The sequence below is a fragment of the Pseudomonas sp. MBLB4123 genome (genome assembly GCF_051904775.1).
Lineage (GTDB): Bacteria > Pseudomonadota > Gammaproteobacteria > Pseudomonadales > Pseudomonadaceae > Aquipseudomonas > Aquipseudomonas benzenivorans_B.
In genome coordinates, this window is sequence record NZ_CP196711.1 from 635,328 (window position 1) to 649,502 (window position 14,175).

General features: G+C 66.9%; 14 protein-coding genes. 6 read left to right on the top strand and 8 right to left on the bottom strand.

Annotated features, from left to right (window positions below):
- Positions 1-126: 126 nt before the first annotated feature.
- Positions 127-1,473 (bottom strand): class II 3-deoxy-7-phosphoheptulonate synthase, encoded by a 1,347-nt coding sequence (locus ACSX1C_RS03170; RefSeq protein ID WP_439888201.1) that lies wholly within the window; start codon positions 1,471-1,473, stop codon positions 127-129.
- 230 nt (positions 1,474-1,703) lie between these two features.
- Here ACSX1C_RS03170 and ACSX1C_RS03175 point away from each other — a divergent pair, with 230 nt between their 5' ends.
- Entirely contained in the window at positions 1,704-2,477 is a 774-nt protein-coding gene (locus ACSX1C_RS03175) for a spermidine synthase (RefSeq protein WP_439888202.1), read from the top strand.
- Positions 2,478-2,485: 8 nt separating this feature from the next.
- Here ACSX1C_RS03175 and ACSX1C_RS03180 read toward each other — a convergent pair whose 3' ends face one another.
- On the bottom strand, positions 2,486-3,277 hold the full coding sequence (locus ACSX1C_RS03180; RefSeq protein WP_439888203.1) for a crotonase/enoyl-CoA hydratase family protein: 792 nt from the start codon (positions 3,275-3,277) through the stop codon (positions 2,486-2,488).
- A gap of 383 nt (positions 3,278-3,660) precedes the next feature.
- Here ACSX1C_RS03180 and ACSX1C_RS03185 point away from each other — a divergent pair, with 383 nt between their 5' ends.
- Positions 3,661-5,313, top strand: a complete 1,653-nt coding sequence (locus ACSX1C_RS03185) for a DEAD/DEAH box helicase (RefSeq protein WP_318642093.1) — start codon at positions 3,661-3,663, stop codon at positions 5,311-5,313.
- Positions 5,314-5,357: 44 nt separating this feature from the next.
- Here ACSX1C_RS03185 and ACSX1C_RS03190 read toward each other — a convergent pair whose 3' ends face one another.
- On the bottom strand, positions 5,358-5,771 hold the full coding sequence (locus ACSX1C_RS03190; protein WP_439888204.1) for a hypothetical protein: 414 nt from the start codon (positions 5,769-5,771) through the stop codon (positions 5,358-5,360).
- 161 nt (positions 5,772-5,932) lie between these two features.
- Entirely contained in the window at positions 5,933-6,700 is a 768-nt protein-coding gene (locus ACSX1C_RS03195) for a DODA-type extradiol aromatic ring-opening family dioxygenase (protein ID WP_439888205.1), read from the bottom strand.
- A 103-nt stretch (positions 6,701-6,803) separates the two neighbouring features.
- On the opposite strand from ACSX1C_RS03195, the gene ACSX1C_RS03200 reads away from it, so the two are divergent.
- Positions 6,804-7,460 (top strand): thiopurine S-methyltransferase, encoded by a 657-nt coding sequence (locus ACSX1C_RS03200; RefSeq protein WP_439888206.1) that lies wholly within the window; start codon positions 6,804-6,806, stop codon positions 7,458-7,460.
- Positions 7,461-7,514: 54 nt separating this feature from the next.
- On the opposite strand, the gene htpX is transcribed toward ACSX1C_RS03200, so the two are convergent.
- From htpX to ACSX1C_RS03215, 3 genes are all read right to left on the bottom strand, one after another.
- A complete protein-coding gene (gene htpX / locus ACSX1C_RS03205; RefSeq protein WP_439888207.1) occupies positions 7,515-8,387 on the bottom strand; it encodes a protease HtpX in 873 nt (290 codons plus the stop codon).
- 90 nt (positions 8,388-8,477) lie between these two features.
- Entirely contained in the window at positions 8,478-8,930 is a 453-nt protein-coding gene (locus tag ACSX1C_RS03210) for a hypothetical protein (protein ID WP_439888208.1), read from the bottom strand.
- Positions 8,931-8,934: 4 nt separating this feature from the next.
- A complete protein-coding gene (locus ACSX1C_RS03215; RefSeq protein ID WP_439888209.1) occupies positions 8,935-10,146 on the bottom strand; it encodes a pyridoxal phosphate-dependent aminotransferase in 1,212 nt (403 codons plus the stop codon).
- A 168-nt stretch (positions 10,147-10,314) separates the two neighbouring features.
- Here ACSX1C_RS03215 and msrB point away from each other — a divergent pair, with 168 nt between their 5' ends.
- The 3 genes from msrB to ACSX1C_RS03230 all read left to right on the top strand — a co-directional run bounded on the left by msrB (position 10,315) and on the right by ACSX1C_RS03230 (position 11,792).
- Complete coding sequence (gene msrB / locus ACSX1C_RS03220; protein ID WP_439888210.1) at positions 10,315-10,710, top strand: peptide-methionine (R)-S-oxide reductase MsrB; 396 nt, start codon at positions 10,315-10,317, stop codon at positions 10,708-10,710.
- A gap of 129 nt (positions 10,711-10,839) precedes the next feature.
- Entirely contained in the window at positions 10,840-11,325 is a 486-nt protein-coding gene (locus ACSX1C_RS03225; RefSeq protein ID WP_439888211.1) for a glutathione peroxidase, read from the top strand.
- A complete protein-coding gene (locus ACSX1C_RS03230) occupies positions 11,322-11,792 on the top strand; it encodes a MarR family winged helix-turn-helix transcriptional regulator (protein ID WP_439888212.1) in 471 nt (156 codons plus the stop codon). Before ACSX1C_RS03225 ends, ACSX1C_RS03230 begins: the two co-directional genes overlap by 4 nt.
- Here ACSX1C_RS03230 and ACSX1C_RS03235 read toward each other — a convergent pair.
- Positions 11,776-14,097, bottom strand: a complete 2,322-nt coding sequence (locus ACSX1C_RS03235) for an ATP-binding protein (RefSeq protein WP_439888213.1) — start codon at positions 14,095-14,097, stop codon at positions 11,776-11,778. The genes ACSX1C_RS03230 and ACSX1C_RS03235 overlap by 17 nt on opposite strands.
- Positions 14,098-14,175: the final 78 nt, after the last annotated feature.

A 14,175-nucleotide genomic window follows, 5' to 3' on the forward strand; every position in this document is an offset into this window, starting at 1 on the left:
GATGGAGTCCTCGACGGTTGGACTTGAGCCCTCACCATATCGCGCGACGGGCCGCTTGTCAGGTGGCCGCCCGCTGGCTTGCAGGTGCGGCGGAAAAGCCCGGTGGACTATCCGCCGCGGGTGCGCTTAGCGGCGAACCTGTTTGAGGGTCTCGGCGATCAGGAAGGCCAGCTCCAGGGACTGGTCGGCGTTCATCCGCGGGTCGCAGTGGGTGTGGTAGCGATCCGACAGGCCGTCCTCGGTGATCGGCCGCGCGCCGCCGATGCATTCGGTGACGTTCTGTCCGGTCATCTCGATGTGAATGCCGCCGGCGTAGCTGCCCTCGGCCTGGTGCACGGCGAAGAACTGCTTCACCTCGGCGAGAATCTGCGCGAAGTCGCGGGTCTTGTAGCCGCTGCTGGCCTTGATGGTGTTGCCGTGCATCGGGTCGGAGCTCCACAGCACCTGGCGGCCCTCGCGCTGCACGGTCTGGATCAGCCGTGGCAGACCGGCCTCGACCTTGTCCGCGCCCATGCGCACGATCAGGTTGAGGCGACCGGGGTCGTTGTCCGGGTTGAGCAGGTCGATCAGGCGGATCAGCTCCTCGCTGTTCATGCTCGGGCCGACCTTGACCCCGATGGGGTTGCCGACGCCGCGCAGGAACTCGACGTGGGCGCCGTCCAGCTGGCGGGTGCGGTCGCCGATCCACAGCATGTGCGCCGAACAGTCGTACCAGCCGCCGGTGAGGCTGTCGCGGCGCACGAAGGCTTCCTCGTAGTTGAGCAGCAGTGCCTCGTGGGCGGTGAAGAAGCTGGTCTCGCGCACCTGGGCCGAGCTGTCCATGCCGCAGGCGCGCATGAACGCCAGGGTCTCGTCGATACGGTCGGCCAGGTGGCTGTACTTCTCGGCCAGCGCCGAGTTGGCGATGAAGTCCAGATTCCACTGGTGCACCTGGTGCAAGTCGGCGAAGCCGCCCTGGGCGAAGGCGCGCAGCAGGTTCAGCGTCGCGGTGGCCTGGTGGTAGGACTGCAGCAGGCGCTCCGGGTCGGGCACCCGGCTGGCGCTGTCGAAGCCGATGCCGTTGACGATGTCGCCGCGGTAGGCCGGCAGGGTGGTATCGCCGATGGTTTCATCGTTGGCCGAGCGCGGCTTGGCGAACTGACCGGCCATACGCCCGACCTTGACCACCGGGCAGCCGGCGGCGAAGGTCATGACGATGGCCATCTGCAGCAGCACCTTGAAGGTGTCGCGGATCTTCGCCGCGGAAAACTCGGCGAAGCTCTCGGCGCAGTCGCCGCCCTGCAGCAGGAAGGCGCGGCCCTGGGTCACCTCGGCGAACTGGCGGCGCAGCTCACGGGCCTCGCCGGCGAACACCAGCGGCGGGTAGCCGGCCAGGGTCTGTTCGACTCTTGCCAGGTGGGCGGCGTCGGGGTAGGTCGGCTGCTGCTGGATCGGCTTGGCTCTCCAGCTATCGGGGCTCCAGGGTTGCGACATCGGGGCTTCTCGGTTCAGGCAATTGGGACGGACTGGCATGGTAACCGATAAGCCGCGTGCTTCAAGCCGATGGCCTCGATAGAGCCGTTGCATGCATAGGGCGTCTGGTCGGTGGCGAGCCATCGGGCGTGGCTGTGGGCAATTAGTGCGTGACCCGTGCGCTGTGCTTGCTCGACAATCCTTCTATTGCCCCGCAGCTGCCGGCCGGGGGCCACGATGGAGAACGCTGGATGCCAGGTTTACCCCCGGTGGATGAGATGCAAGACGAGGTGCTGCTGGCCGAGGTAGAGGACGCCTACGGCGTGATCCGCGTGGTGGAGATCGGTGCCTACCGCTTCCTCGAGTTCGGCGAGGCGATCGAGCAGAGCTGCGTATTCACCGCCGACCCCAGCTGGCTGGAGTACGACTACACCCGCGCCATGCTGCTCGGCGCGCTGTGTCACGCGGCGCCGCAGAGTGCGCTGTTCCTCGGTCTGGGGGCCGGCAACCTGACCCAGGCCTGCCTCAGATTCCTGCCGCTGGACGACGTGGAGACCATCGAACTGCGCCCTGAGGTGCCGCGCCTGGCCATGGAGTTCCTCGGCCTGGAGGACGATCCGCGGCTGACCATCCGCATCGGCGACGCCCTGGAGTTGCTGCCCAGCGCCGAGTCGGCCGACCTGATCTTCGTCGACCTCTACACCGACCACGGGCCGGGCGCCGGTCACCTGGCCTGGCGCTTCCTCGAAGACTGCCAGAAGCGTCTCAACCCCGACGGTTGGCTGATCATCAACCAGTGGGCCTGCGACGACGGCAAGCCGCTGGGCGCCGCACTGCTGCGCGGCCTGTTCCACCGGCACTATTGGGAGTGCCCGGTGAAGGAGGGCAACGTGATCCTGCTGGTGCCGGCCGACCTGGAACAGCGCCTCGACCTGGATGGGCTGCGCGCTCGGGTCGAGTCCCTGGCGCCGCGCCTGGGCTACTCCCTGCAGCCCCTGTTCGAGGGGCTGCGTCCGGCCAGTTGAGGCGGAAGTCAGCGGCCCTTGAAGTCGCCGGGCCGGCGCTCGAGCATGGCGCGCAGGCCTTCGCCGGCATCCTCGCTGGCCATCAGGCGGGTCACGGTCGGCTGCAGGCTGGCGGCCGCCGCCGCTTCGCCTTCGCCCAGCGCCTGGCGGGCCGAGGCCAGGGTGGCCCGTACGCCGAGCGGGGCCTGGGCGGCAATGCGCCCGGCCAGCCACAGGGCCCGCGGCAACAGGTCCTCGCTGGCCACCACCTCCTGTACCAGGCCCAGGCGGTAGGCCTCGTGGGCATCGAAGGGGTCGCCGGTGAGCAGCCAGCGCATGGCGTTGCCCCAGCCGGCGCGCTGGTGCAGGCGCAGGGTGGCACCGCCGAAGGGCAACAGGCCGCGCTGCACCTCCATCTGGGCGAAGCGGGTATTGCTGGCGCAGAGATTGATGTCCGCGGCCAGCATCAGCTCGATGCCGACGGTGTAGCAGTAGCCCTGGGCGGCGACTATTACCGGTTTGCCGACCCGCGGGCCGCCGAACACGCCCCAGGGGTCGCAACCGCCCTCGGGTATCTGCCAGCCGGCGGCGAACCGGGTGGCGACATCGGCCAGGTCCAGGCCGGCGGTGAAGTGTTCGCCCCGGGCATGCACCAGGGCCACCCGCGCCTCGTCGTCGCGCTCGAACTCGCCGTAGGCCAGGCACAGGTCCTCGAGCATGGCCAGGTCGAAGGCGTTGCGTTTGGCTACTCGGTCCAGGCCGAGCAGCAGGATGGGGCCGCGCTTCTCGCGGTTGATGCGGCCGCTGGTGTTTCGAGTCATGACAGCGTTCCTCCCATGGGGTGCGGCTGTGGGGGTATAGCCCCGCCGTGCGGGCTTGTCCAAGCCATCAGCCTGACCGCGCCAGGCTACCGGAGGATGACCGCCGAGCGGTGGCCGGGCTTTATTCGGGAAAAACCAGCACAACCGTCAGGATTTCCGGTATAGTGCGCGCCGGTCAATTTTTGGCCACGTTCAGGTAGTGCAACTCGCCCGAGGGCTATCCTCGGCAGCCTGTCCGCAACAGCGGGCAATCCTAGACGATTCATTCATCACGACGTTTTCGCAAATCCCCGCCGACAGGGCTGCCAGGGTGACTTTCGGGTCTTACACGGCATGCGCAGCTTTGGAACATGGGTCTTTGCGGATGCACTTGAGGCAGACCCATGACCCAGGAAATCGGCGGCTTCGCCGCGCTCGGACTTCATCCCAGTATTCTCTCCGCGCTGATCGCAGTCGGCTACGAAGAGCCGTCCCCCATCCAGTCCCAGGCCATTCCGGTGATCCTCGGCGGCCACGACATGATCGGCCAGGCCCAGACCGGCACCGGCAAGACCGCGGCCTTCGCCCTGCCGCTGCTGTCGAAGATCGACCCGAGCAAGCGCGAGCCCCAGGCGCTGATCCTGGCGCCGACCCGCGAGCTGGCCCTGCAGGTGGCCACCGCCTTCGAGACCTATTCCAAGCAGATGCCCGGCCTCAACGTGGTGGCCGTGTACGGCGGTGCGCCCATGGGCCCGCAGCTCAAGGCCATCCGCCAGGGCGCCCAGGTGATAGTCGCCACCCCGGGTCGCCTGGTCGACCACCTGCGTCGCGACGAGAAGGTGCTGTCGACCATTCAATACCTGGTCCTCGACGAAGCGGACGAGATGCTCAAGCTGGGCTTCATGGACGACCTGGAAGTGATCTTCCAGGCCATGCCGGAAAGCCGTCAGAGCGTGCTGTTCTCCGCGACCCTGCCGCACTCGATCCGCGCCATTGCCGAGAAGCACCTGCGTAACCCGCAGCACATCAAGATCGCCGCCAAGACCCAGACCGTCGCGCGCATCGAGCAGGCCCACCTGATGGTGCATGCCGACCAGAAGCACGCCGCGGTGCTGCGCCTGCTGGAGGTCGAGGAGTTCGATGCGCTGATCGCCTTCGTGCGCACCAAGCAGGCCACCCTGGACCTGGCGGCAGCCCTGGAAGCCAAGGGCTACAAGGCCGCCGCGCTGAACGGCGACATCGCCCAGAACCAGCGCGAGCGGGTGATCGATTCGCTCAAGGACGGCCGCCTGGACATCGTCGTCGCCACCGACGTCGCCGCCCGCGGCCTGGACGTGCCGCGCATCACCCATGTGATGAACGTCGACATGCCCTACGATCCGGAGTCCTACGTGCACCGCATCGGCCGTACCGGCCGCGCCGGTCGCGATGGCCGGGCCCTGCTGCTGGTCACCCCGCGCGAGCGCCGCATGCTGCAGGTGATCGAGCGCGTCACCGGGCAGAAGGTCGGCGAGGTCAAGCTGCCCAACTCCCAGCAGGTGCTGGATGCGCGGATCAAGAAGCTCACCGCCAGCCTGGCGCCGCTGGTGGCCGATGCCGAGGCCAGCCACGGCGAGCTGCTCGATCGCCTGACCGCCGAGATCGCCTGCAACCCGCGCGCCCTGGCCGCGGCCCTGCTGCGCAAGGCCACCAATGGCCAGGCGCTGACCCTGGCCGAGGTCGAGCGCGAGCAGCCCCTGGTGCCGAGCGGCGCCCCGCGCGAGCGCTCCGAGCGTGGCGACAGCCGCGAGCGTCGTGCGCCGATGCCGCTGGCCGAGGGCCGTGCCCGTTGCCGTACCGCCCTGGGGGCGCGTGACGGTATCGCGGCGAAGAACCTGCTGGGCGCCATCCTCAACGAAGGCGGCCTGGCCCGCGAAGCCATCGGTCGCATCCAGGTGCGCGAGAGCTTCAGTCTGGTCGAGCTGCCGGAGGAGGGCCTGGAGCGCCTGCTGGGCAAGCTCAAGGACACCCGCGTCGGTGGCAAGCCGCTCAAGCTGCGCCGCTACCGCGAGGACTGATCTTCGCCCGATGAAAAAAGCCCCGCACTGCGGGGCTTTTTTCATTATTGGGCTTGTGGCCGGGCCTTGCTTCGGCCCGTCAGTCCGACCGCCACAGCCGCCAGGGCGATGGCCAGGCTGTAGGCGAACAGCCCCAGGTTTATGCCGAAGATCAGCTTCTCCGAACCGTCGGACAGCAGCATGGAGCCGCCATAGTTGTGACGCAGGCCGTAGGCCAGGAGGAAACCGCCGGTGACGAATAGGGTGAGTAGGCTGCTCAGGCGGATCTCGTTGCGAAGCCAGACCAGCCACAGGCTAAAGGCGCCGATGGCGCAGTTGGTGGCCAGCTGCCAGACCTCGTGCAGGCGGGCGTGGGGTGTCCACTGCGGATTGAAGACATGGCTGGCGTTGATCTCGAAGACGGGGACTACCACGGCGTAGAAGACGATGCCGAGGGTGACGAGTAGCTTGGCAGGCATGGGCACTTTCCTTGTGGTTGGAGGGGCTGGATATCGGACATGGTTGTCCGTTCGCAGCCGTGGGCGCAGCGCCCTGGAACTATGCCCGAAGCCGCGGCGACCGATAAGAACTCAGGGGGGGGGGCAGTCGCTTACTCAAGGCCGCCGCCGCGCCCGGTGTTTCAGGCGAAGCTGTAGATGTCCATGCCCAGGGCGCCATGGGTGAAACCGCTGTGCTCGACGCGGAAGGCGCCGCCGGCGCCGCGGGCGAAGAACAGCGGCAGCAGGTGTTCATCGCTCGGATGGTTGCGCAGCGCCTGGGGCGCCAGCCGGCGGTAGTCGTGCAGCGCCGCGTCGTCACCGGCGGCGAGCCTGTCCACCATCCAGTCGCGGAAGGCCTGGGCCCAGGGCTCGATAGTCTCGGGGCCGGCGTGCCAGTCCAGCTCGCCCAGATTATGGGTGATGCTGCCGGAGCCGATCAGCAGCACGTCCTGCTTGCGCAGGTCGGCCAGGGCGCGGCCGATGCGGCTCTGCAGGGCCGGACCCTGCTCGCTGGGCAGGGACAGCTGCACGACCGGGATGTCGGCCGCCGGATACATCAGCGACAGCGGCACCCAGGCGCCGTGGTCCAGGGGGCGCTCGGCATCGAGGTCGGTGGGCAGGCCGGCGACGTTCAGGCGCTCGGCGATCTGCTCGGCCAGGCGCGGGTCGCCGGGGGCGGGATATTGCACGGCATACAGCTGTGCGGGGAAGCCCCGGAAATCGTGCCAGGTGGCCGGGCGGGCGGCGCCGGTCACGCGCAGGTCGGCGCTTTCCCAGTGGGCGGAGACCACCAGAATGGCGCGTGGGCGGGGCAGCTGGCCGGCCAGGCGGGCCAGGGCCGGGCCGCTGGCTCCCGGCTCCAGGGCCAGCATGGGCGAGCCGTGGGAGATGAATAGGCTGGGCAGCATCTTGCGCGATTCCTGCAGTAGGATGGCACCATGATCGCGGCTGGATATATCGAGTTCCAGTATAAAATTTCGAGCTTTTCTATCGAATTATTGGAGGGAGGCAGTGGACGAGGCGTTCTGGCAGGCCCGTTGGGCCCAGGGGCAGATAGGTTTTCACCAGGGCGAGGTCAATCCCTACCTGCAACGTTACTGGCCCGAGTTGGCGCTGAATGGCGCGGGCAGGGTGCTGGTGCCGCTGTGCGGCAAGAGTCTGGACATGGCCTGGCTGGCGGCCCGGGGCCATCGGGTGCTGGGTGTCGAGCTGGCGCGTCAGGCGGTGGAGGGCTTCTTCGCTGAGCGGGGGCTGGCGCCGCAGATCAGCCAGCACGGAGCCTTCGAGGTCTACCGGGCCGAAAATATCGAGTTGTGGTGCGGCGACTTCTTCGCGCTGCGCGCCGAGCATCTGGCCGATTGCGCCGCGTTCTACGATCGCGCCGCGCTGATCGCCCTGCCGCCGCCGATGCGCCAGCGCTATGCCGCGCACCTGGGCGCTATCCTGGCGCCCGGCAGCCGGGGGCTGCTGGTCAGCCTGGACTACGAACAGGCTCAGATGGAGGGCCCGCCGTTCGCGGTGGGCGACGCCGAGGTGCGGGGTCTGTTCGCCGCGGGCTGGCAGGTCGAGGGGCTCGAGACCTGCGACGTGCTGGCCGAGAACGAAAGGTTTCGCCAGCGGGGGCTGCGGCAGCTGGACGAGCGGGTCTATCGGTTGGCGCGGCGCTGAGCCGCGGACATGAAAAAGGGCGGCCCTAGGGTCGCCCTTTTCGATTGGTGCAGCTTAGCCGCGCTGGCGCAGCGCCTCGATGCGGTCTTCCAGCGGCGGGTGGCTCATCAGCAGGCCGGCCAGGCCGTTCTTCAGGCCGCCGTTGATGCCGAAGGCGGTCAGGCTGTCGGGCATGTGCACCGGCACCCCCTGCTCGGCGCGCAGGCGCTGCAGGGCGGCGATCATCGCGCCGGTACCGGCCAGGCGGGCGCCGGCCTCGTCGGCCTTGAACTCGCGTTTGCGCGAGAACCACATGACGATGATGCTGGCCAGGATGCCCAGTACCAGTTCGGCGAAGATGGTCGCCACGAAATAGCCGATGCCGTGGCCGTCTTCGTTCTTGAGGATGGCCTTGTCGACGAAGTTGCCGAAGATCCGCGCGAAGAACATCACGAAGGTGTTCACCACGCCCTGGATCAGCGCCAGGGTGACCATGTCGCCGTTGGCCACGTGGCCGATCTCGTGGGCCAGCACGGCGCGCACTTCGTCGGGGGAGAAACGCTCCAGCAGGCCCTGGCTGACGGCGACCAGGGCGTCGTTCTTGTTCCAGCCGGTGGCGAAGGCGTTGGATTCGTAGGCCGGGAAGATGCCCACCTCGGGCATCTTGATGCCGGCCTCGCGGGACAGCTCCTCGACGGTCTGCAGCAGCCACTGTTCATGGCGGGTGCGCGGCTGGCTGATGATTTCGGTGCCGGTGCTCATCTTCGCCATCCACTTGGAGATGAACAGCGAGATCAGCGAGCCGGCGAAGCCGAATACCGCACAGAAGACCAGCAGGCTGCCATAGTTCTGGCCAGTGTAGCGGTCGACCCCCAACAGCTTGAGCGTGATGCTGGCGATGATCAGGACCGCCAGGTTGGTGGCCAGGAACAGCAAGATGCGCATCATGGTGTGAAACTACTCCTCAGGAGAAAAGACGGTCCGGTTATGCCGGCTATATAAGGGCGCGCCCCTCGGCTATTCAACCGAGGGACTATTTCAAACTGTGTCGTTTGCCCCGGCCAGAGCGCCCGCGAAGACCAGGCGGGTCAGCCGGGAAATCCGTTCGCCATGTTTCTGCGCCAGCGCCTCGCGCAACTGGAAGGCCAGGCTGGCCTGTACCCGGCGCACGCTCGGCGGCAGGGCCTCGCCCTCGCCGAGGGCGTGGGGTACGCCGCGGCTCAGGCGCAGGAAGCCCTTCTCGCTGAGCACCGCCTGGTCCAGGGCATCGTAGGCGATGGTCGAGTCGAAGCGCAGGTAGCCTTCCTCGGCCAGCCACAGCAGGGCGCCGAGGCAGCTCTGGTGGCGCTTGCTGGGCAGGCCGAACTCGTCCGGCTCCTCGCGGCCGATCAGGTCCTCGACGTACAGCGCCATCTTGCGCGGGAACACCTGATAGAGCAGCAGCAGGCCGCTGGCGGCGTCCTTGTAGAAGTCGTCGATCTGCAGGTCCATGGGTTTACTGGCGGTAGCCGGCGAGGAAGTTGCCGATGCGCCCGATGGCCTGCTCCAGGTCGTCGACCCGCGGCAGGGTGACCACGCGGAAGTGGTCCGGCCAGGGCCAGTTGAAGGCGGTGCCCTGGACGATCAGCAGCTTCTCGGACAGCAGCAGGTCGAGGACGAACTTCTCGTCGTTGTGGATCGGGCAGACCTTGGGGTCGATCCTGGGGAAGGCGTAGAGCGCGCCCATGGGTTTGACGCAGCTGACCCCGGGGATGTCGTTGAGCAGTTCCCAGGTGCGGTTGCGTTGCTCCAGCAGGCGGCCGTTGGGCAGCACCAGGTCGTTGATGCTCTGGTAGCCGCCCAGGGCGGTCTGGATCGCATGTTGGCTCGGCACGTTGGCGCACAGGCGCATGTTGGCGAGGATGTCCAGGCCCTCGATATAGCTCTGGGCGCGGTGCTTGGGGCCGGAGATCGCCACCCAGCCGGAGCGGAAGCCGGCGACCCGGTAGGACTTCGACAGGCCGTTGAAGGTCAGGCACAGCACGTCCGGCGCCAGGGCGGCGGTGGCGATGTGCTGGGCCTCGTCGTAGAGGATCTTGTCGTAGATCTCGTCGGAGAACAGCACCAGGTTGTGCTGGCGCGCCAGTTCCACTATGTCCTCCAGCACCTCCTTGGAGTACACCGCGCCGGTGGGGTTGTTCGGGTTGATCAGCACCAGGGCCTTGGTGTTCGGCGTGATCTTGGCGCGCATGTCGGCGACATCGGGGAACCAGCCGGCCTGCTCGTCGCACAGGTAGTGCACCGGCTTGCCGCCGGACAGGGCGACCGCGGCCGTCCACAGGGGGTAGTCCGGCGCCGGGATCAGCACCTCGTCGCCGTTGTTGAGCAGCGCCTGCATGGCCATGACGATCAGCTCGGACACGCCATTGCCCAGGTAGATGTCCTCGATGCCGATGCCTTCCACCTGCTTCTGCTGGTAGTACTGCATCACCGCCTTGCGCGCGCTGAACAGACCCTTGGAATCGCTATAGCCCTGGGCGGTGGGCAGGTTGCGGATCACGTCCTGGAGGATTTCCTCGGGGGCTTCGAAACCGAACGGCGCCGGGTTGCCGATATTCAGCTTGAGGATGCGGTGGCCTTCCTCTTCCAGGCGTTTGGCGTGCTTGAGCACCGGCCCGCGGATGTCATAACAGACGTTGGCGAGCTTGTTCGATTTGCTGACCTGCATGTGGATGATCCCGAATTGGAAAAACGCCGCGTGAAGCGCGGCAAAAGACTCGAAATGAACGAGCCTTGGCAGCTTGTAACGCGGGTGACAGACTGGGGTCGAATCATACGTGGCGGCCCGATCCGGGCAAAGCGATTGGTCGGCTTTTTTAAGCGAAGGAGACCTGCGGTGGACAAGCTCGAGAAACCCCTGGAAACCTGGCGTGAAGAACTGTCGCAGGAGCAGTACCAAGTCTGCCGGCTCGGCGGTACGGAGCGGGCCTTCACCGGTCAGTATCATGACAGCAAGACTCCGGGGACCTACCACTGCGCCTGCTGCGACGCGGCGCTGTTCGATTCCGATGCCAAGTACGACTCTGGCAGCGGCTGGCCCAGTTATTTCCAGCCGGTGAATAAGGATGCGATCGCCAGCCGGGATGACTTCAGTCATGGCATGCACCGCATCGAGGTCAAGTGTGCCCGCTGCGATGCCCACCTGGGCCATGTGTTCCCCGACGGTCCCAAGCCGACCGGCCTGCGGTATTGCATCAATTCGGTGTCGCTCAAGCTGGTGCCGCGCGGCTGAACGCAGCGGTGTGGATTGGTCACGGCTATGGCGCGATATCGAGGGGATCTATATGTGGCAATTAAATTGTGCGTAATTTAATTGCCTGCTATTTATGGCGTCACTTCATCACAGCCAAGGATCGCCAGCATGAGCAACTCATTGATCGACATTCCCTGCACCACCATCAAGGGCGAGCAGAAGACCCTCGCCGACTTCGGCGGCAAGGCCGTGCTGGTGGTCAATACCGCCAGCAAGTGCGGTTTCACCCCGCAGTACCAGGGCCTGGAAAGCCTGTGGCAGCAGTACAAGGACCGGGGGCTGGTGGTGCTGGGCTTTCCCTGCAACCAGTTCGGCAAGCAGGAGCCGGGCGACGAAGGGGCGATCTCCGAGTTCTGCGAGCTGAATTTCGGCGTGAGTTTCCCGCTGTTCAAGAAGGTGGAGGTCAATGGCGCCGACGCCCATCCGTTGTTCGTGCAGCTGAAGAAGCGCGCACCGGGCCTGCTCGGTAGCCAGGGCATCAAGTGGAACTTCACCAAGTTCCTGCTCAGCGGCGACGGCCGGCTGGTCAAGCGCTTCGCGCCGGCCACCAAGCCGGAGGACCTGAGCGCCGAGATCGAAGCGCTGCTCAAATGACCCCCTCGGCATCGACGCCGGAGGGTTCGCTACGGCTGGACGATCAGTTGTGCTTCAAGCTCTACGCGGCCTCGCGGGCGGTGATTCGCGCCTACAAGCCGATGCTCGAGCGGCTGCAGCTGACCTACCCGCAATACCTGGCGATGCTGGTGCTGTGGGAGTGGCAGGAGCAGCCTCCGGGGCAGCCCACGGTCAAGGCCCTGGGCGAACGCCTGATGCTCGACTCCGGCACCTTGACGCCGCTGCTCAAGCGTCTCGAGCAGTTGGGTTTGCTGGTGCGCCGGCGCTCGGCCGAGGACGAACGCGAGGTGCATCTGGCCCTGACCCCGGCCGGCAGCGCCCTGCGCGATCGAGTCGTGCCGCTGAAGCGGCAGTTGCTCTGCGAGCGGGGCGTCGACCTGGACGAGCTGGCCGAGCTGCGTGAGCAGGTCGGACGCTTGCTCGATCGCTTCATTGGACTGAGCTGACCGGCAGCCACTGGTCGAGCAGCGCGGCCAGTTCCTCGCGGCGGAACGGCTTGGCCAGGTAGTCGTTCATGCCCGCCGCGCGGCAGCGCTCGCGTTCATCGGGCAGGGCGTTGGCGGTCAGGGCGATGATCGGCAGCGCCCTGTTGCTGCCGTCCTGGCGGATTCGCCGACTGGCCTCGTAGCCGTCCATCACCGGCATGTTGCAGTCCATCAGCACCAGGTCGATTGCATGCTGGCCCAGCTGGTTGAGCGCTTCGGCGCCGTGATTGGCCAGCACCACCTCGTAGCCGAGCTTGGTCAGCATGCCTTTGGCGACCAGCTGGTTGACCGGGTTGTCCTCGACCAGCAGCACCCGTGCCTGACGATCGTTCGCCTGGGTGGTCTCGACGGGAGCGGGCGTGCTGGCTGGCATCTGGCCAAGGCAACGAGTCACCGCCTGGAACAGGGCTTGGCGCGACAGTGGGCGTGCCAGTTGCTCGATAGGCGCCAGGGCCAGGGCTTGCTCGCCGGGCAGGAAGTTGCCGTAGGCGGTGACCAGCAGGATCGGTGGAGTGCAGGCCGGGCGGCGACCGAACAGGCACTCGGGGCAATCGCTGATCAGCAGGTCGGCCGCGATACCGGCCAGACTGGCGTCGGTATCCAGGCGCCGGTAGTCGAGCCCCCAGGTGGGCAGCAGGGTGCCGAGCAGCTCGCTCAGGCCGGAGTTGCTGGAGCTGAGGGCGATCACCTGCCCGCGCAGCTGCGTTGGCGCTGGTGCGGGCAGGTGGCTCTGCAGCGGCAGGCTGGCGCAGAAGCGGCTGCCGAGGCCCTCCTGGGACTCCAGCTGCAGCTGGCCCCGCATGGCCTCGCAGAGTCGGCGGGCCAGGGCCAGGCCCAGGCCCGTGCCGCCGAACTGGCGGGTGATACCGGCGCCGGCTTGGGCGAAGGGCTGGAAGATGCGCGCCTGGGCGTCCTCGGCGATGCCGATGCCGGTGTCGCGCACGCTGATCCGTACTCCGTCTGGATGGCTGTCGACGCGCACATCCACGCGGCCCAGGCGGGTGAACTTCAGGGCGTTGGACATCAGGTTGCTGACGATCTGCCGCACCCGCGTCGGATCGCCGAGCACCTGGGCGGGCAGTCGCGGGTCGATCAGGCAGGTCAGTTCGACGTTTGGCGCCGCGTTCTGCGACAGCAGGTTGGCGGTGTCTTCGACCAGGCTGGCGAGATCGAAGGGAATGCTCTCCAGCTCCAGCTGGCCGGCCTCGAATTTAGACAGGTCGAGGATGTCGTTGAGCAGCTCCACCAGCACCTTGCCGGAGTCGTGGGCTATCGACAGCTGTTGCCGCTGTTCGTGGCTCAGCGGGCCGTCGAGGGACAGCCCGAGCATGCCGAGCAGGCCGTTGAGCGGTGTGCGGATCTCGTGGCTCATGTTGGCCAGGAATGCCGAGCGGGCCTGGGCCATGTCCTCTGCGGTGCGTTGCGCCTGTTCCAACTCCCGGTTGGACTCGAGCAGGCGGGCGTTGGCGGCTTTCAACTCCGCGGTGCGGGCCGAGACGATGTTCTCCAGCTCGGCCAGGTACTGGGTCAGGCGATCTTCCGCCGCGCGGCGTTGCTCGATCTCCGAGGCGATGCTGGAAAACTGCTGGTTGGTGACGGCGATCAGGGTGCCGATCTCGTCGCGTTCATGGCCGGGCGGGCAGGGCAGTCGCTTGCGATTGGGGGTGTTCGGATCGCGCTCGCTGAGGGCGTGGCTCACCTCCACCAGCGGCTTGGTCAGGGTGAAATAGAACAGCACCAGGAGAATCAGCGAGAGCAGCAGGCTGCGGGCGAAGCCGGTCAGCAGGGTGAGCATGGAGCGGCGCAGGAAGTGGCTGCCGAAGGAGTAGGTGTCGACCTCCAGGTGCAGCACGCCGAGGGCCTCGTCGGGGGCATGGCTGACGAACAGCGAACTCTCGAACTGACGCCGTGCGCCGAACAGGAAGTCGCTGAGCACGCGGTAGCGACTCTTGCTGGCCGGCTGGCTGACGCTGGCCAGGGTCAGGCCGCTGTTGTCGATGATCCTCGCACCGATCACCGCCGGTGAGCGCAGCAGGCCGAACACCAGCTCCTGGGCCAGCTCGGCGTCTATGTTGTAGGCGATGCGCGCGGCCGGGTTGTGACTGATCTCCATGAGCGCCCGGATCTCGCGGTTGATGGAGGCGTCTTCGCTGGCATAATCGATGCCCACCTGGACCAGGCTGAGAACGGTGCCCAGGATGAACGCCACCAATACGGTCAGGCCGGCCTGCTTGAACGACAAGCGTTGGGTGAGCGGTATGTCCATGGGGCCGGGCAGTCTCGTATCCATTCGCCCGCCAAGCATAGCCCATCTGCTTCGCTCGTCGGCAGGGGTATTGGCTGG